This window comes from Mobilitalea sibirica (assembly GCF_015999265.1).
Classification (GTDB): domain Bacteria; phylum Bacillota; class Clostridia; order Lachnospirales; family Lachnospiraceae; genus Mobilitalea; species Mobilitalea sibirica.
In genome coordinates this window covers 12,387-29,285 of record NZ_JAEAGR010000018.1, presented here as the reverse complement: position 1 = coordinate 29,285, position 16,899 = coordinate 12,387, and the positions used below count along the sequence as shown (strand labels likewise).

General features: G+C 36.0%; 17 protein-coding genes and 2 pseudogenes. 7 read left to right on the top strand and 12 right to left on the bottom strand.

All coding sequences use genetic code 11. From position 1 onward, the window contains the following. Positions 1-20: 20 nt before the first annotated feature. Positions 21-227, bottom strand: a complete 207-nt coding sequence (locus I5677_RS14970) for a hypothetical protein (RefSeq protein ID WP_197662457.1) — start codon at positions 225-227, stop codon at positions 21-23. A gap of 184 nt (positions 228-411) precedes the next feature. On the opposite strand from I5677_RS14970, the gene aroC reads away from it, so the two are divergent. Continuing rightward, positions 412-1,512 (top strand): chorismate synthase, encoded by a 1,101-nt coding sequence (gene aroC, locus I5677_RS14965; RefSeq protein ID WP_197662456.1) that lies wholly within the window; start codon positions 412-414, stop codon positions 1,510-1,512. An 81-nt stretch (positions 1,513-1,593) separates the two neighbouring features. Here the strand turns inward: aroC and I5677_RS14960 are convergent, their stop codons facing one another. Next, complete coding sequence (locus I5677_RS14960) at positions 1,594-2,052, bottom strand: 8-oxo-dGTP diphosphatase (RefSeq protein ID WP_197662455.1); 459 nt, start codon at positions 2,050-2,052, stop codon at positions 1,594-1,596. A gap of 285 nt (positions 2,053-2,337) precedes the next feature. Here I5677_RS14960 and I5677_RS14955 point away from each other — a divergent pair, with 285 nt between their 5' ends. The 5 genes and pseudogenes from I5677_RS14955 to I5677_RS14935 form a co-directional block, all read left to right on the top strand. Next, positions 2,338-2,877: a helix-turn-helix domain-containing protein gene (locus I5677_RS14955; protein WP_197662454.1), complete on the top strand. Its 540-nt coding sequence runs from the start codon at positions 2,338-2,340 to the stop codon at positions 2,875-2,877. Between the two features lie 89 nt (positions 2,878-2,966). After that, the gene (locus tag I5677_RS14950; RefSeq protein WP_197662453.1) at positions 2,967-4,043 is read left to right on the top strand and encodes an ABC transporter ATP-binding protein; all 1,077 of its coding nucleotides are present in this window, start codon (positions 2,967-2,969) and stop codon (positions 4,041-4,043) included. A 334-nt stretch (positions 4,044-4,377) separates the two neighbouring features. Continuing rightward, on the top strand, positions 4,378-5,151 hold the full coding sequence (locus tag I5677_RS14945; RefSeq protein WP_243456619.1) for an ABC transporter permease: 774 nt from the start codon (positions 4,378-4,380) through the stop codon (positions 5,149-5,151). After that, positions 5,145-5,924 (top strand): annotated as a pseudogene (locus I5677_RS14940) (ABC transporter permease); the annotation flags it as partial. The gene I5677_RS14945 and the pseudogene I5677_RS14940, both read left to right, overlap by 7 nt. Before the next feature lie 323 nt (positions 5,925-6,247). Continuing rightward, positions 6,248-7,276: pseudogene (locus I5677_RS14935) on the top strand (ABC transporter substrate-binding protein); the annotation flags it as partial. A gap of 203 nt (positions 7,277-7,479) precedes the next feature. Here the strand turns inward: I5677_RS14935 and I5677_RS14930 are convergent. From I5677_RS14930 to I5677_RS14900, 7 genes are all read right to left on the bottom strand, one after another. Beyond that, positions 7,480-8,439: a D-2-hydroxyacid dehydrogenase gene (locus I5677_RS14930; protein ID WP_197662449.1), complete on the bottom strand. Its 960-nt coding sequence runs from the start codon at positions 8,437-8,439 to the stop codon at positions 7,480-7,482. A 28-nt stretch (positions 8,440-8,467) separates the two neighbouring features. Continuing rightward, complete coding sequence (gene trpS, locus I5677_RS14925) at positions 8,468-9,475, bottom strand: tryptophan--tRNA ligase (RefSeq protein ID WP_197662448.1); 1,008 nt, start codon at positions 9,473-9,475, stop codon at positions 8,468-8,470. Positions 9,476-9,645: 170 nt separating this feature from the next. Further along, entirely contained in the window at positions 9,646-10,344 is a 699-nt protein-coding gene (locus tag I5677_RS14920) for an HAD family hydrolase (RefSeq protein ID WP_330617938.1), read from the bottom strand. Between the two features lie 117 nt (positions 10,345-10,461). Next, positions 10,462-11,166, bottom strand: a complete 705-nt coding sequence (locus I5677_RS14915) for an ABC transporter ATP-binding protein (RefSeq protein ID WP_197662447.1) — start codon at positions 11,164-11,166, stop codon at positions 10,462-10,464. 17 nt (positions 11,167-11,183) lie between these two features. Next, the gene (locus I5677_RS14910; RefSeq protein WP_197662446.1) at positions 11,184-11,876 is read right to left on the bottom strand and encodes an FtsX-like permease family protein; all 693 of its coding nucleotides are present in this window, start codon (positions 11,874-11,876) and stop codon (positions 11,184-11,186) included. A gap of 336 nt (positions 11,877-12,212) precedes the next feature. Continuing rightward, positions 12,213-13,544 (bottom strand): sensor histidine kinase, encoded by a 1,332-nt coding sequence (locus I5677_RS14905; protein ID WP_197662445.1) that lies wholly within the window; start codon positions 13,542-13,544, stop codon positions 12,213-12,215. Positions 13,545-13,554: 10 nt separating this feature from the next. Next, positions 13,555-14,253, bottom strand: a complete 699-nt coding sequence (locus I5677_RS14900; RefSeq protein ID WP_197662444.1) for a LytR/AlgR family response regulator transcription factor — start codon at positions 14,251-14,253, stop codon at positions 13,555-13,557. A 310-nt stretch (positions 14,254-14,563) separates the two neighbouring features. Between I5677_RS14900 and I5677_RS14895 the strand changes: the two genes are divergently transcribed. Beyond that, positions 14,564-15,043 (top strand): S-ribosylhomocysteine lyase, encoded by a 480-nt coding sequence (locus I5677_RS14895; protein ID WP_197662443.1) that lies wholly within the window; start codon positions 14,564-14,566, stop codon positions 15,041-15,043. Positions 15,044-15,282: 239 nt separating this feature from the next. Here I5677_RS14895 and I5677_RS14890 read toward each other — a convergent pair whose 3' ends face one another. The 3 genes from I5677_RS14890 to I5677_RS14880 are packed head-to-tail and all read right to left on the bottom strand — an operon-like array spanning position 15,283 to position 16,863. Next, positions 15,283-15,600 (bottom strand): cupin domain-containing protein, encoded by a 318-nt coding sequence (locus I5677_RS14890; protein WP_197662442.1) that lies wholly within the window; start codon positions 15,598-15,600, stop codon positions 15,283-15,285. Positions 15,601-15,646: 46 nt separating this feature from the next. Then, complete coding sequence (locus tag I5677_RS14885; RefSeq protein ID WP_197662441.1) at positions 15,647-16,384, bottom strand: permease; 738 nt, start codon at positions 16,382-16,384, stop codon at positions 15,647-15,649. Continuing rightward, positions 16,381-16,863 (bottom strand): permease, encoded by a 483-nt coding sequence (locus I5677_RS14880; RefSeq protein WP_197662440.1) that lies wholly within the window; start codon positions 16,861-16,863, stop codon positions 16,381-16,383. Before I5677_RS14880 ends, I5677_RS14885 begins: the two co-directional genes overlap by 4 nt. Positions 16,864-16,899 lie beyond the last annotated feature (36 nt).

Sequence of the window (16,899 nt, the reverse complement as noted above, 5' to 3'; positions counted from 1 at the left end):
ATTCTCATGTTAGTTTCTTGTCACTTTCTTTTCTTCTGCCTTTTTAACCTTTCATAACATTCTCGATCAATCTCATAGATTGTATTCTCTTCAATGATTAAATCCTCATCCTTTTTTTGTATTTTGTTCCTTTTGTCTGATGTATTATTGGGATCTTTTGAAGTATCATTCATACTGCCATATAAAAATCCGTTTTCTTCACCCGGACGATAAAATTGACCTTTCACTATTTTGCCTCGAAATTTTATTGTCATAACAGTATATGATTTTTTTTTGCAAATGTCCTTAAAAAGATTGAAACTGTTAGGTAATTCCTATATACTATGGATAAGCTATAACGAATGGATAATTATGTAATAATGAATTATCCTGTCAGTCAATGCTAAATATACTAAATCATGGAGTGATGTTATGTCAGGATCCGTTTTCGGAAATCGTTTTAAAATATCCACCTGGGGTGAATCTCATGGTGAAGGAATTGGTGTTGTAGTGGATGGATGTCCCTCAGGCCTTTTCATAAATGAAGAATATATACAAACATATTTAAATAGGAGAAAGCCCGGTCAAAGTGAGTTCTCCACCCCCAGAAAAGAAGCCGATAAAGTTCGAATACTATCCGGTGTTTTTGAAGGACGCACCACCGGTACACCCATTTCTTTAGTTGTATTTAATGAAAATCAGCGTTCCTCCGATTATTCTCAAATAGCATCTTATTATCGTCCGGGTCATGCAGATTATACCTATGACCAAAAGTACGGTTTTCGTGATTATAGAGGCGGTGGAAGATCCTCCGGCAGGGAAACCACCGGAAGAGTCGCAGCCGGAGCTATTGCAGGTGCTATCTTAAAGGAATTAGGCGTAGCAGTATATGCATATACCAAGTCAATAGGTCCTGTATCAATCGATTATCAAAAATGCAGAAAAGACTTGGCCTTAAAAAGTCCACTTGTAATGCCGGACTTAGAAGCTTCTGCCAGAGCAGAAGAATATATATTAAAGCAAAAGGCAGAGGAAAATTCTGTCGGTGGAGTAATCGAATGTATCGTAACAGGGATGCCGGCAGGTATCGGAGAACCGGTTTTTGATAAGCTGGATGCCGCTCTTGCTAAGGCAATTATGTCAATCGGCGCTATCAAAGGCGTGGAAATAGGTGATGGTTTTGAGGTTGCTAAACACACCGGTTTTGAAAACAACGATTCATTTTTTTATGACGAAGATCAAAACCTAACGAAGTTAAGTAACCATTCCGGAGGAATTGTTGGTGGTATCAGTGATGGATTTGAAATTATATTAAGAGCTGCGGTAAAACCTACGGCATCCATAGGTCGATCCCAAAAGACAGTAAATAAATCCAAAGAAAATGTTGATGTTCAGATTGGTGGCCGCCATGATCCGATTATTGTACCCAGAGCTGTTGTAGTAGTAGAATCCATGGTTGCAATTACTCTGGTGGATTATCTGTTCCAGGGAATGACTTCAAGATTAGACAAGATTAAAGAATTTTATAAATAAATATAAGGGATTTCTTCTACTTAGTTTATATAAACTAACTCAAGAAGATTTCCCTTTTATTCTATCCTATCTTACAGATAGTTAATACAACCTTATCCTCCAATCATCTCCTGCTCTGCCTCGATCATACATGAATTCATTATAATGATCAGTTTCAAAGACCTTTAGTAAATCCATAAAATCATTTACCAACGAATACTCATCTAACGAATCTCTGTTAACCCATACCATTTCACCCTCATCGGATGAAGTTAACTTACCCTCATATTGATCTGTTTTAAACAAAAATACGATATAACGCTCATCCTCATCGGTTTGAAATTGTTTTACTCCACATAATTTAGGTTCCCGTATCATTAATCCTGTCTCTTCATACATCTCACGAACAACTGCCTGAACGAAGGATTCTTCTTTTTCGACATGACCACCCGGAAATGTCAATCCACGCCAATCTTTTTTTACTCTATTTTGAAGCAATAGTTTATTGCCATCATATATCATACATAAAACTGTGATAATCGCTTTTTCACATTTACTCATTATATATTCTCCTTAATAATTATGAATTACGATAATGCTTTCTATATGATGTTATTATACATTAGTTTACATTTATTTACCATTTCAATTTTTCGTTAATCTAACAAATACATGGATTCTTAATATATTATCAATAATAGAAATTTATAAATACACATAAATATGGAAAAATTATCATTAATATATTGACAAGCATCGTTTTCCTAGTATAATTTAAGTTGTTTGTTGTTTAGCAAAGCTAAACTCTAAGTTTATTTTTAGTAAGATTTGAAAGGGTGCCTCCGAATGAATATTGGATCAAAAATCAAGGAATTACGAATACAAAAGAGCCTAACTCAAGAGGAGCTGGCTGATCGAGCGGAATTATCCAAGGGGTTTATATCCCAGCTGGAACGAGATTTAACCTCCCCCTCCATTGCAACTTTGATGGACATTCTTCAATGTCTGGGTACGAATCTTGAAGAATTTTTTAGCGGAACCTCTTCGGAACAGGTTGTCTTCAAAAAATCCGATTATTTTGAAAAATATGATGCAGAACTGAAAAATGAAATAAAGTGGATCATTCCCAATGCGCAGAAAAACATAATGGAACCGATATTACTCACCTTAGATATAGGAGGTTCAACCTATCCTGATAATCCCCATGAAGGAGAAGAATTTGGATATGTATTAAACGGAAGCATTACATTGCATATAGGCAACCGGGCTTTTAAGGTGAAAAAGGGAGAATCCTTTTATTTCACGGCGAACAAACAACATTATATTAGCGCGTCTGAAAAAACCGGTGCTACTCTCCTATGGATATCCACACCCCCCAGTTTCTAATTAATATATATTGAATGGATGAACTTCTCCATGATTCCATCATATAAATCCGAGAACATATACTATCTATTTATAAGGAGATATCCCGAATGAATGATAATAAATTAATCAATTTAGTGAATATATCGAAATCCTTTGGTGACACCATGGTATTAGATGAGCTTAACTTATATATACGCGAAAATGAATTTCTCACCTTATTAGGTCCCTCCGGATGCGGTAAGACCACCACTCTGCGTATCATCGGAGGCTTTGAAATCCCGGATAAGGGTCAGGTTATATTTGAAGGAATGAATATAACAAAACTTCCACCCAACGAACGTCACCTAAATACTGTTTTTCAAAAATATGCATTATTCAATCATATGACAATTGCTGAAAACATTGCTTTTGGGTTAAAGATCAAAAAGAAAAGCAAAGCTTACATAAAAGATAAGATTACATATGCTTTAAAACTTGTAAATCTGGATGGCTATGAAAATAGAATGCCCGATTCCTTAAGCGGAGGTCAACAGCAACGAATTGCCATAGCAAGAGCAATCGTTAATGAACCAAAGGTGCTTTTGCTTGATGAGCCTTTAGGAGCCTTGGACTTAAAGCTTCGACAGGATATGCAATATGAGTTAATCCGGCTTAAGAACGAGCTCGGCATTACCTTTATTTATGTTACCCATGACCAAGAAGAAGCCCTCACCATGTCCGATACAATTGTAGTTATGAATCAGGGATATATCCAACAGATCGGAACACCGGAGGATATTTATAACGAACCCAAGAACGCTTTTGTTGCTGATTTTATAGGTGACAGCAATATTATCTCCTCTACCATGGTGGAGGATAAATTGGTTAATATCCTTGGAGTGAATTTTCCTTGTGTTGATGTCGGGTTCGGAAAAAACAAACCTGTAGATGTCGTAATTCGTCCGGAAGATATTGATTTAGTAAGGCCGGAGGAAGGCATCCTAGCAGGTAGAGTTACTTCTCTTCTATTCAAAGGTGTCCATTATGAGATGGAGGTAATGGCAGGGGGACGTGAATGGCTGGTACATTCCACAGATCTTTGCGCCGTCGGAAGTGAAGTAGGAATCAAAGTGAACCCTTATGATATTCAGATCATGCACAAACCGGAGTCTGAAGACGAGCAAGCGGTTGAGCTTGAAGTATAAAGATAAGCGTACTTTTAACTGTAGACAATTTCTATCTGTGCGCGTAATAGTCTGAATATTGTATACTATGACTGCACGTACTTATCCCTACTACACTTAAATAACTATAACTTAATAACTACCTTGAGACATTATAATCTTTGCAATAAGGAAAAGAAGAAATAGATTAAGAAAGGAATTAATCCAATTAAATGAAGCGGATTAAACGATCATTGGAATGAGAATTAAGAATATATCATCTACCCGCGCTGTAAAGGTACCGGCAAGTGATACCGGTCTTCAGATATCCAAGACCAATAAGGTCAAATGGCTTTCCTATCCCTATATACTGTGGATGGCAGGCTTTATCATCATACCCTTATTTATGATTATTTTCTATGGTCTTTCCAATGATGAGGGTCGATTCACTTTAGAAAATATTTCTCTGATTTTAAATCCGGTACATAAAAAGGCTTTATTTTTAGCCTTAGAGCTTTCGTTGACCAGTACCTTGATATGCCTAATCTTAGCATATCCGCTGGCTCTGATATTAAGTAAGTTTAAGATGAAAAGTAACAGTTTTATCGTTTTAATTATCATTCTTCCCATGTGGATGAATTTTCTTCTTCGAACGATCGCTTGGCAGAATATACTAGAAAGAACCGGCATCATTAACACTTTCCTACAATTTTTTCATCTGCCAACTTTAAATATTATCAATACCCCCTCTGCGATTGTTCTTGGTATGGTGTATAACTTTTTACCCTTTATGGTACTTCCTATATATAATGTTCTAATCAAAATTGATAAAGATATCATAAATGCCGCCAGAGATTTAGGAGCAAATTCCAGACAGACCTTTGGTAAAATTATACTACCTTTAAGCCTTCCCGGAGTAATCAGTGGGATAACCATGGTGTTCGTACCCTCTCTTACTACCTTTGTAATATCCACCATATTGGGTGGTAGTAAGATTGTTTTAATAGGCAATGTAATAGAGCAGCAATTTCGCTTAGGAAATTGGAATACAGGCTCCGGCTTATCCTTAGTCTTGATGATATTCATCTTATTAAGCATGGCCATCCTCTCAAAATATGATAAAGAAAGTGAGGGGAATAACATATGGTAAAGAGATACCTAGAACGCTTTTATGTTGGATTAATTATACTTTTTTTGTATGCTCCCATATTAATTTTAATTACCCTCTCCTTTAATCAATCAAAATCCAGAGCAAAATGGGGGGGCTTTACACTACATTGGTATCGTGAACTATTTCAAAATGAAGCAATAATGAACGCTCTTTATACCACTTTAATCATAGCATTGTTATCTGCACTTATTGCTACGATTATCGGTACTACTGCAGCAATCGCCATGAACAGTATGAAACGGACTCCAAGAATGATAATGATGGGAATCACGAATATACCCATGCTTAACGCTGATATAGTAACCGGTATTTCACTAATGTTAATCTTTGTAGCACTAAGATATACCTTAGGTTTCTCCAGTGTTTTAATGGCTCATATAACCTTTAATATACCCTACGTAATACTAAGTGTAATGCCAAAGCTAAAACAGTTAAACCCTCACACCTTTGAGGCAGCCCTTGATTTAGGGGCCTCTCCGGTCTATGCATTCTTCAAGGTTATCCTACCTGATATTTTTCCAGGAGTGTTATCCGGTTTCTTCCTGGCTTTTACTATGTCCCTGGATGACTTTGTTATTACACACTTTACAAAAGGTCCTGAGATTAATACCTTATCGACCAAGATATATACGGAAGTCCGTAAAGGAATCAAACCGGAAATTTATGCCCTATCAACTCTGATGTTTATCACTGTGTTGATTTTATTGATTTTAATCAACCGAAGAAACGCTGAAAAAAAAGCTCCGGTAAGAAAAGCATAAACGTTAAGGTAAAATAAAAGTTTGTTTAGAAAGGTGTTGTTGGAGAAATGAATATTTTAGAAGTATGACTCGCAGCATATTCATTTTACAACATCCCCTTTTTCAAAAGCAAGGAGGTTACTCCTTCACTAAACTGAGGAGGTTTCCTCACAAAAAACATGGAGGAGAAATCCTTCTAAAAGAATGGAGGAGAAATCCTCCGAAAAGAATGGAGGAGAAATCCTCCGAAAAGAATGGAGGAGAAATCCTCCGAAAAGAATGGAGGAGAAATCCTCCGAAAAGAATGGAGGATTAGGATGAAAAAAATAGGATTTATTTTAGTGGTAGTATTTGTCATAGGCCTGATAACCGGCTGCGGCAGTAAGGGCGGTGAAAAGGTATATGTCTACAATTGGGGTGAATATATTGACCCCGATGTAATTGATCTGTTTGAAGAACAAACCGGAATTAAGGTGGTATATGAGGAGTTCGAGCAAAACGAAGATATGTATCCAAAGGTAGAGTCCGGGGCTGTGAAATATGATGTAGTGTGCCCTTCTGATTACATGATCCAGAAAATGATTGAAGCAGATTTGTTAGCTGAGATTAATTTTGACAATGTTCCAAACATCAAAAATATTGATCCGGCATATCTAAAAAGTGCAGAAGAATTCGATCCGGGTAACAAATACAGTGTGCCTTATTGTTGGGGAACGGTCGGAATTCTTTATAACAAAACTATGGTAGAAGAGCCAATTGACAGCTGGGGTGTTTTGTTTGATGAAAAATATTCCGGTAATATTTTAATGATAGACAGCGTACGGGATGCTTTTGGAATTGCACTAACATATCTAGGTTATGATCTTAACACAACGAATGAAAATGAAGTAGAAGAAGCTAAGGCCCTGCTTAAGGGACAATATCCCTTGGTACAGGCTTATGTTGTAGATCAGGTTAGGGATAAAATGATCGGTGGAGAGGCTGCACTGGGTGTGATTTATTCCGGCGAAGCCATCTATACCCATAGAGAAAATTCAGATCTGGAATATGTTGTTCCTAAGGAAGGTTCCAACGTATGGATTGATGGTTGGGTAATCCCCAAAAACAGCAAAAACAAAGAAAATGCAGAAGCATTCATCAATTTTATGTGTGATCCGGAAATCGCATATAAAAACTTCGAGTACATAACTTATTCAACCCCGAATGCTGCCGCAAGGAATATGATAGAAGATGAAGATATCAAGAATAATACTGCAGCATTCCCGGATGAGGAAATTCTTAATCGTTGTAAAACCTTCCGTTACCTTGGAGAAGAAGTAGAATCTATGTACATCGATAAATGGAATGAGGTAAAAAGCGAATAATATGTAAGGGTCTTGTTACAAAATTTATCTGGTAAGGGATATGACTTATTAATTTTGCAACAAGACCCTTTATGAGAGCTAGTATAAATCGGAATGATATAGGTTCATCTACAAAAGATCTGCTGCAAAACAGATAGCAAGGAATATGACTCACCCCTTGTTTTTTATTTTGCAGCAGATCTTTACCGTTAAAAACTTCGCTCTTACATATTTACAATGTTTCTTTTCTCACCCTTGTTAAAGGCTATAATATTTTGATATACCTCTTCTACTACCCTTTGTCTGGCCTCAACGGTAGCCCATGCAATATGCGGCGTAATAATAAGCTTTGTACTGTCTTGTATCTCCATCAACGGATTATCTGCCGCCATAGGCTCAACAGATATTACATCCAATCCTGCCGCTGCTATGGTATCCTCCTTTAAAGCTTTTGTCAGCGCCAGTTCATTGATAATCGGGCCTCTTCCCAAATTCAAAAGTACTGCACTTTTCTTCATCTTCTTAAGCTCAGTCTCACCAATCAAATCTCTGGTATCACTGTTTAAAGGAGCATGGATGGAGACGATATCAGAGGTTCTTAATAAGGTGTCCAAATCCACCTTTTCATAATTCGAATTATCATTTTTTCCTGAGGTAGAATAATATATTATCTTGCATCCAAAGAGCTTTGCTACCTCAGCCACTCCTCTCCCAATCTCACCCAGACCGACAATACCCCATGTCTTACCGGACAGCTCATGAAACTTCATAACAAAATGACTGAATACATCAGAACGGATATACTCACCTGACTTGACGAAGTGATCATAATAACTGAGCTTTTCGTATAGGTAGAAGAACAGAGCAAACGTGTGTTGAACCACCGATTTCGTAGAATAGCTTTTTACATTCGCCACTGCAATATTACGTCGTTTAGTATAATCAAAATCCACAATATTGGTTCCGGTTCCCGTTATACATATCAGCTTCAGCTTATCAGCATTGCCTAATGTCTTTTCATTCATGGGAACCTTATTAACAATTATGATATCCGCATCATCAATGCGTTTTGCATCCAAAGACGGATCGGAACAGGGATACTTTAATACCTCTCCCAACTGATCAAAAGGGGATAAATCCACATCATCACCCAAGGTATCGGTCTCTAAAAATACAATTTTCATATGCTAATATCCTTTCGCCACCGCTAAATTATCTTATCCTTTCAGGAAAACCAACTTTTTTCTGAACCTTGCGTAAGGTTTTATTGGCATAATAATTAGCTTTTTCCGCATTCTGCTTAATTATCCCATCAATGTAAGCTTTATCCTTGCTAAGCTCATCAAATCTATCCTGAATTGGCTTCAGCATACTTACAACAGACTCACCAACAGCCAATTTAAAATCACCGTATCCAATACCGTTAAACTCTTTTTCAATCTCTGCAACCGATTTTCCGGTTGCCGCACCATAAATATCAATCAAATTACTAATTCCCGGTTTATCCTCTCTAGAATAACGAATTTCATTGTCCGAATCAGTCACCGCTCTTTTGAACTTACGGATAATGGTATCCGGATCATCCGTCAGATAGATACTTGCATTGACATTTTCATCCGATTTAGACATCTTTTTTGTAGGTTCCTGAAGGCTCATTATTCTGGCTCCGGTCTTGCCGATATACGGTTCCGGAATCGTAAATACATCTCCATAGATTCCATTAAAACGTTCCGCAATATCCCGCGTGATTTCCAGATGCTGTTTTTGGTCTGATCCTACGGGTACAAGATCCGATTGGAATAAAAGAATATCTGCTGCCATAAGTACCGGATAAGTATACAGACCGGCATTAATATTCTCTGAATGCTTTGCTGCTTTATCCTTAAATTGTGTCATACGGTTTAACTCACCCATATAAGTATAACAGTTCAATATCCAGCTGAGTTCAGCGTGTGCAGATACATGGGACTGATAATAAATACAGTTCTTATCGGGGTTTAATCCCGCGGCAATGTATAAGGTCAAAAGAGCTCTCGCCTTTTTACGAAGCTCTGCCGGATCCTGTCTAACCGTAATGGAATGCATATCTACAACACAATAAAAGCATTCATATTCATCCTCAAGTTGAACCCAGTTTTTTAAAGCGCCGAGATAATTACCAATTTGCAGGGTTCCTGTTGCCTGCATTCCCGAAAATATTGATTTCTTTCCGTCTAACATAATCGCACCAAACCTTTCCTATTACATTCACACTGCAGCTAATATTAATCGTGTGATGAATTTAATTAAAAAAACATATATAAATCCTTAAGATATGATTTATGCTTGCAATTAATACCAAATTTAATATACCCTTCCAATATATTAAGAAAGATAGCAAATGTCAATGTTTACTTTATAATATCCGGTAATTCAGAGAAAGAATCCACATAACGAAGATATTCCTCTACCTTACCAAACCCATATCTTGCATAAATAAATGGTATTCCTGCTTCCTTCGCAGCATTTGCATCTCCCTGCGTATCTCCAACATAGATAGGTGCCTTTAACTGATTTCTTTCTATCACCCTTCGGATGTTCTCCGCTTTTGACTTACCAGTTCTTCCCGGATATTCATAATCAATAAAATACTTTTCCAATTGTGGATGTGCCTGAAAAAAGCATTGTATATATCCCTCCTGGCAATTACTTACTATAAAAAGCTTATAGCTTTTATGAAGTTCCTTAAGAATATTCTCTACGCCAGCATAAAGGTTCGCTCCGTGCTCGGCTAAGTACTTACATTCATATACACAACAATCTTCCATCACTTTTATGGCATGCTCCTCAGAAACACTACGATATAATTTGATTGCAATTTCATCCAAAGGTCGTCCAAATAACCCCTTTAATATATCCCCTGTTACTTCGTCCGTAACTTCAGGATATTTTTCTTCCAGCACCTTATTGAAGGCGATTGCTACTTCATTCGTTGAATCCCACAAAGTTCCATCCAAGTCGAATATTATACTATCATACATGTACATCTCTGTCCTTATTCTTCGTATTTGAATAACCGCCAATACGATAACTATTCTATCATAAGCCATCGGCAGTTCTTCATTATGAATATAATGCCTCTTTCTTCATCAAATGTCAACCCGATCCTATAACATAAAAAATTCCCCGGAAGGTTATTCAATCCTATCTACCTTCCGGGGCCCCCCCTAACACAATAAAATATGGCGTTTTTTACATTTTTCTTTTGTGACAGTTATTTGACCATTATTAAGCTCAAATATATTATCTGCAAAAATCAATATCTCCGGATCATTCGTAACCATAATTAACGTTCTTTGATATTGATGAATATATTCCAACAACAAATCCAGAGCCTCTCTTTTCAAGTGTTCACCCAAATTACCTGTGGGTTCATCCGCAAGGATAATCTGCGGCCGATTGATCAATGCACGACATATAGCTACACATTGTTTTTGTTCATTCCTAAGATTTCTGGAATTATGATATAGTACATCTGAAATCTCCAATCTGCTAACTAATTCCAGAAGATAATCTTTATCATAACGACAATGGTTTAGTATGGTCGACATAATGATATTCTCATACACAGTTAATCCAGATAGCAGATTATAATTTTGATATACATAACCAATATCCTTTCGATAGATTGAAGCTAAATCCGACCCGTTTAATAGGGAAAGTTCCTTATCACCAAGATAGATCTTTCCACTGTCAGGCCGGTCCAAACCGCCAAGTAGTTGAAGCAAAGTGCTTTTTCCCGAACCAATATTCCCGGTAATTACAATAAATTCACCCTGTTCAACCTCAAAACTACAATCGGCAATTACCGTATGCCACTTGTTATGCTGATAAAACCTTTTATTTACCTTATCCGCTTTCACTGCTATCATATAATCTCCACCCCTTCTCAAAGCAATGGAACTGGTTTTTGATCCTTAAGTATCTGCGATGGCAGTCTTTTCTCAATGCTATATATGGTAATTACTCCTGCTATTATACTTGTACTGACTAAAACAGCAGCTGCCAACGGTAAACCGGAGGATAAAAGATTTAAGTTATAACAATGTTCCAAGGACGAAAACTCCTTAATCAGATGTTGAATAAACTCCGCAGATAAAACACCCAAGAATAATCCAAAGGGAACCGTCAATACTAGTAAAAGAAGCGTTTGTAGCATAATCAGACCCCTAAGTATATTTTTGGATGCTCCGAGAGCTTTGATGATACTATAATCCAATATATTTTTTGTCATAATCTTATAATACTGATACATTACGAATAATACAGCGGCTGTATTAAACACAATCTGAAAGCCGCTAAATTTATAAGAAAGATAAAAGGATGTTAAGTGTGTATCCGTATATTGGTTCTTCAGATTGTCACTTAATCCGGTAAAGATTACAATTAAAAACACTGCTGCCAGTAGAATTAAACTACAGTTAATATAACTTTTTATGTTCTTTTTCAGAGTTAATTTTATAAATACTTTAAGTAAATTGATAAAACCCTCTCCTTTCTTTCCATGAATTAAAACGACGCTCTCCCCATTATCTACAAGCACTGATCCTTCAATCTTGGTATTAGTCCTGATCAATCCCAAAATCATCTGTTTAACCGAGGTTTCATACTTAGCGCATAAATGCTTGGAATTGATGTACAATCCCAAGCATCCGCTTATTAAAGAGACCTTGAAAAATAAAGTATATATTCCCCAACACATACTTTAACTTTATGTAAAAATCAACTAGGAAAATAACTTGCTAAGCCAGTAGTATGCAAAAAAAATTGAACCACCCATAACACACCTCCTTTACATTTGAAAGGACTATGTTTACAATGCATATATAACATGTAAACATAGTCCTTTCAATAGGCCGTGACATGAACGTTCGATTTTCCTGTATAAACGACTTATTTCTGAAAATCCTGTCCGTATTTATTCTGTTTTTACCTGTTTATTAATCATATGGATATGTACATAAAACATCTCTTTATCGCTATCAAATTTAACAGATCCACTATACTTCTCTACTCTTTGCCTTATATTAGCTGTACCAAATCCGTGATGGTTTTTGTCCTTTTTAGAAGTTTTTAATTTGCCCTCCGTTACTTTAACTTTTTCACCAATCGGGTTGGATATATCGATAAATAAATCCTCTTTAAAACTTCCGATTTTGATACAGATATCACTCATATTCTTTTCTTCTTTTTTTATCTTTTTAATTGCTTCGACTGCGTTCGTAACTGCATTGGCAAATATTACACACAAATCCATAGAGGCAATATATAATTCATCGGGAAATGTACCGGTTAACTTAATATTGATGCCCTCTTTATAGTATCTGCTCTGAGCATCATTTAATATCGCATTCACGATCCCATTGCCCGTATCAAATAACTCATCCAGGGTGTCGGTTTGGTCAATCACCTGTTTGATATATTCATGCATTTCCCGTAGTTGATTGTTTCTATACAAAGCATCGATGCAGGTAATATGATTTTTCATTTCATGTCGGATACTCCGTATCTCATGCTGTTTCTCCTTTACCATAAGATAATATCTTTGTTGTGCTTCGGCCACCTCTTGATTTATCTGTGAAAGAACCCTGTAGTTATCTCTGGATCTGGTTATATAAACAAGCATTAAGGAACCGCCAAAATTAGCTACACTTACAATAATCATAGATATTAGAGCAGCTTTTCGAACATTATCTCCTGCTCCCGGAAGATTGGTAATCATGAGGCTTCCAACAAAAAATATACCAGTACATACACCGGCAAAAATTAAAGCATAAATTCTTTTTGAAATATGAAAATCAGGTAGTTTATGCGTCTTTCGATACAATGTGATTGCACTAAAGGTTATAATATTAAAAGATATGGCAAGAATGTTAAGCACAGGATGTTCTGTGATTTCAGCCAAAGTAATATGAAAGAAAAGTGACATTACTCCTGTAATACACATATCAAAGAAAATGATACAGAAATGTATTAATATCGTATATAATAGCTTTTTTATCATTTTTCCCTGAAAAATAAATGAGATTGTAATGATAATCAGGATCGGAACAATTGTTCCTAATATATCCACCATATCGGATTCATCAAATATCGCTACAAAAACAATAAACAATAGGGGTAACAAAACTACCGAGTAAGTAATTTTATTCTTTTTTAGCTTAAAACCTATAACCCCCCATAATACAAGAGCAAATTTAAGCATTTCAATCATATATACGAATAACAAATTCCATAGACTATACCCCATAGTATCCACCTTATCCTGCGTTTCTTTTTCTAAATTCTTTACAAGCCTTCTTAAATTTAGGAATTTTCCGAAGAGCCACTTCCACTTTCTCCCCATTATCCATGAGTATTGTTTTATCAATCTGTTCTACATATTGCATATTTACAATAAAAGCTTTATGTACACGATAAAAATCCCCTGTTCCAAGTAAGCTTTCCCATTCCGACATTGTCAAGATGCTTTCATAACAAGAGTGTCTTGTCCTGACCAGAGAAGACCGATTGGCATACTCTATATATAAAATATCCTTTAGTTTAATATAATAGGTTTTTCCTTCCTTTCCTAAAATTGCCTTAAAGTTTTTAGAAAAATCCTGTAATACTTCACTAAAGGTTATCTGAAACTGGTCTTCCTTCAAGGGCTTTATCAGGTAACGAAAAGCTCTTACTTTGTAACCCTCTTGCATAAAAGAGCGGTAACCGGTTAGGAAAATGATATAGATACTATCGTCACTTTCTCTTATCTTTTTTGCCGTCTGCATTCCGTTCATACCCTTCATCTGGATGTCCAGAAACAGAATATCTATCGTCCCCTTATAATCTAACAACTCTTCTCCTGATGAAAACTCTACCAGATCATATTTTATAAGGCTTAACTCATGAAACTTCCTGCATAAACGACTTATTTCACTTCTTATTATATCTTCATCATCACATATTCCGATTCTCAAGTGATTATCCCCTTTTTCTACTTCAATCAAAACCCCATTCATGCTTCATAGTAAAATCCAACTACTTAATACTATTAATATACCAGTATGTTACATATTAGTCAATATATTACATTTTTCGAGTAAATTATTTCTATTTCATTCCATTATTTTCTTTTGCGTAATAAATTAAAAGCTTTATTAATATAAATTTTGTGATTGAATTGTAACAGATTTAATTCCTGTACCATACCAACATTAAGTATGCTATAATAAAAAATACAATACCTATAATAAAATAAAAATCTAATTGAAAGGTACGGTGAAATGAATGAAGCCGATCGCAAGTTTTACGATTGACCATATGAAATTACTGAGAGGAGTCTACGTATCCCGTAAAGATAAGCTTGGAAATGAAATCATAACCACCTTTGATATTCGTATGACAAGACCTAATTTTGAACCGGTGATGCTGACAGGGGAGATGCACACCATAGAGCATCTTGCAGCTACTTATTTAAGAAATCATGAAACCTATGCAGATAAGACCATTTATTTTGGTCCCATGGGCTGTCGTACCGGGTTCTATCTTTTACTGGGGGGCGATTATCAATCCAAAGATATCCTTCCTTTGATGATTGAGATGTTTGAATTTATTCGAGACTTTGAAGGAGATATTCCCGGTGCAACCGCTGTGAACTGCGGTAATTATTCGGATATGAATCTGGACCTGGCAAAGCATTATGCAAAACGATTTTTAGATGAGGTTCTCTATAAGATTGAAGATGTCAACTTAAACTACCCTAGTTAAGGATGTAGAAATATATACTTACGCCAAGCAAGCTATCTTGATGCGTGAGTACTTAATGTAAATAGCGGAGCTGTCGCATATTATTAATTCTATAGCACTTAAGAAATTATTTGATTCATAAAAATGAATAATATCGAATAAAAGTGCGATAAGTGAGACAGCTCCTCCATAATAAAGATAGATTTTATATTTGTAGCTTTGATAGGATAAACATCCCCTTATAATCACCATATGAAAAATTAATAACTCGGTGCAGGAGCTTTTACTACGATTAGCTTTAGCATATTTTCATGCAGGTTCTTGACATTCATTTTCGTATCCTTTGGAATTTTCAATACATTGCCTGCCTTATATTCGTGAATCTCCTGATCATTCAATCCAATGGATAATACCCCTTGTATCACTGTCATATATACATTAGAATTAGAAAAGTGCTCAGGAAGGCCCTCTCCTTTCGGGAAAACCATATGGATATAGTGTAGGTTATCATCTAATATAACCTTTTTCACCTCTTTATTACTACTATTCAATGAGAGTGTATATATTTTCTCTATCATCTATTAACCTCCAAATTTATGATATATTTTGATTTTTAGTTGTAATTTAATTCTGTTCTATCTTTGATGTATACTGTATTGCTCCTACCGGACATTTCTGGACTGTCTTATGAATCTCTTCCACGCTTTCTTCTTCCATGGAAGTAACAGCCACAACCGCTTTTCCCTCTTTCATCTTATACATCTCAGGTAGCATTCTTACACACAAACCACATCCGATACAATATTCCTGTTTAATCATTAAGCTATTTGTATTTTCATCGTTGTCATTATGGGCTTGTAATTCCTTTTTCTTAAGAATGAATGCCGTGATATATGCCATTAACAAGATAGCTACAACAGTTAGTAACCATCTTATAAGCATAAAGTCAACCCCCAGAAACTTGGCTTCATTGGCAAGCATCGGAACTTTTATTACTGCCCAAGAGCTAAGAATTATTACAATGTTTGATATACTTGCCCCTTTCGAGAGTAATGTTTTGCCGATTGGAAACGCCGCATAGATTGGTCCTGCTGATAAACTGCCCAGTAAAAATGCCAGAAAATTTCCCTTTAACCCTGAATTTTTACCAAAGCTTTTTATAATAACGGACTTAGGAATCAGAGCTTCTATCGCTACCGTCAATAAAAAGATAACCGGAAGGATGATAAACATTTCCTTCAAATAATAAATACTGTTATTGAACGCCTCTAAGGCTTTGCCTGGGTTTACAAGAAGTAAACCTATATATAACAGCCCTATCATGATAAAAAGCTTATTCTTCTTTAATTTGCTACACATCATAACAGACCTCCCATCACCCATGCAATCACTATGGCAAAGCCAAAGCTTAACAGATTTCTGGTAAATGCAAATTTTGTACCAAATTCCTTTCTTTCCAGGGGAAATGTAACAACTCCCACCATAGTAAGGGTGGTTAAGAATGCGACTGCCGGTATAATACTTGCTCCGACATCTACCAAAGAGCCTACCAGTGGAAATGCTACAAAGGCAGGAATTAATGTTATGCTTCCTATGATTGCCGCTACAACAGATGAAACAAAGGTATTGGATGTACCTAATACTTTTTTCACTAACTCAGGTGGTATAAAAGTTAGTACAAGACCAATTAACAATATAATGGCAACAATCTCTCCCAACATGCCTCCCATCATACTTTTGGATTTTTTCATGGCTTCCAACGTATTTTTCTTAGATCTGATAATAGATGTGAGAAATAGTAGAACTGCAATAGCCCAAAAGACCATTGTAAATATATCCATTTTGCACCTCCTTCACTTGATATATCTGAATTATAT

Bases quoted from the DNA above. Each gene is read 5' to 3' on its own strand.
- I5677_RS14955 (WP_197662454.1), top strand. From the start codon at position 2,338: ATGAATATTGGATCAAAAATCAAGGAATTACGAATACAAAAGAGCCTA.
- I5677_RS14895 (WP_197662443.1), top strand. From the start codon at position 14,564: ATGAAGCCGATCGCAAGTTTTACGATTGACCATATGAAATTACTGAGA.
- I5677_RS14930 (WP_197662449.1), bottom strand. From the start codon at position 8,439: ATGAAAATTGTATTTTTAGAGACCGATACCTTGGGTGATGATGTGGAT.
- aroC (WP_197662456.1), top strand. From the start codon at position 412: ATGTCAGGATCCGTTTTCGGAAATCGTTTTAAAATATCCACCTGGGGT.
- I5677_RS14885 (WP_197662441.1), bottom strand. From the start codon at position 16,384: ATGATGTGTAGCAAATTAAAGAAGAATAAGCTTTTTATCATGATAGGG.
- I5677_RS14915 (WP_197662447.1), bottom strand. From the start codon at position 11,166: ATGATAGCAGTGAAAGCGGATAAGGTAAATAAAAGGTTTTATCAGCAT.
- I5677_RS14890 (WP_197662442.1), bottom strand. From the start codon at position 15,600: ATGATAGAGAAAATATATACACTCTCATTGAATAGTAGTAATAAAGAG.
- I5677_RS14920 (WP_330617938.1), bottom strand. From the start codon at position 10,344: ATGGCTTATGATAGAATAGTTATCGTATTGGCGGTTATTCAAATACGA.
- I5677_RS14950 (WP_197662453.1), top strand. From the start codon at position 2,967: ATGAATGATAATAAATTAATCAATTTAGTGAATATATCGAAATCCTTT.
- I5677_RS14880 (WP_197662440.1), bottom strand. From the start codon at position 16,863: ATGGATATATTTACAATGGTCTTTTGGGCTATTGCAGTTCTACTATTT.
- I5677_RS14945 (WP_243456619.1), top strand. From the start codon at position 4,378: ATGGCAGGCTTTATCATCATACCCTTATTTATGATTATTTTCTATGGT.
- I5677_RS14905 (WP_197662445.1), bottom strand. From the start codon at position 13,544: ATGGGGTATAGTCTATGGAATTTGTTATTCGTATATATGATTGAAATG.
- trpS (WP_197662448.1), bottom strand. From the start codon at position 9,475: ATGTTAGACGGAAAGAAATCAATATTTTCGGGAATGCAGGCAACAGGA.
- I5677_RS14960 (WP_197662455.1), bottom strand. From the start codon at position 2,052: ATGAGTAAATGTGAAAAAGCGATTATCACAGTTTTATGTATGATATAT.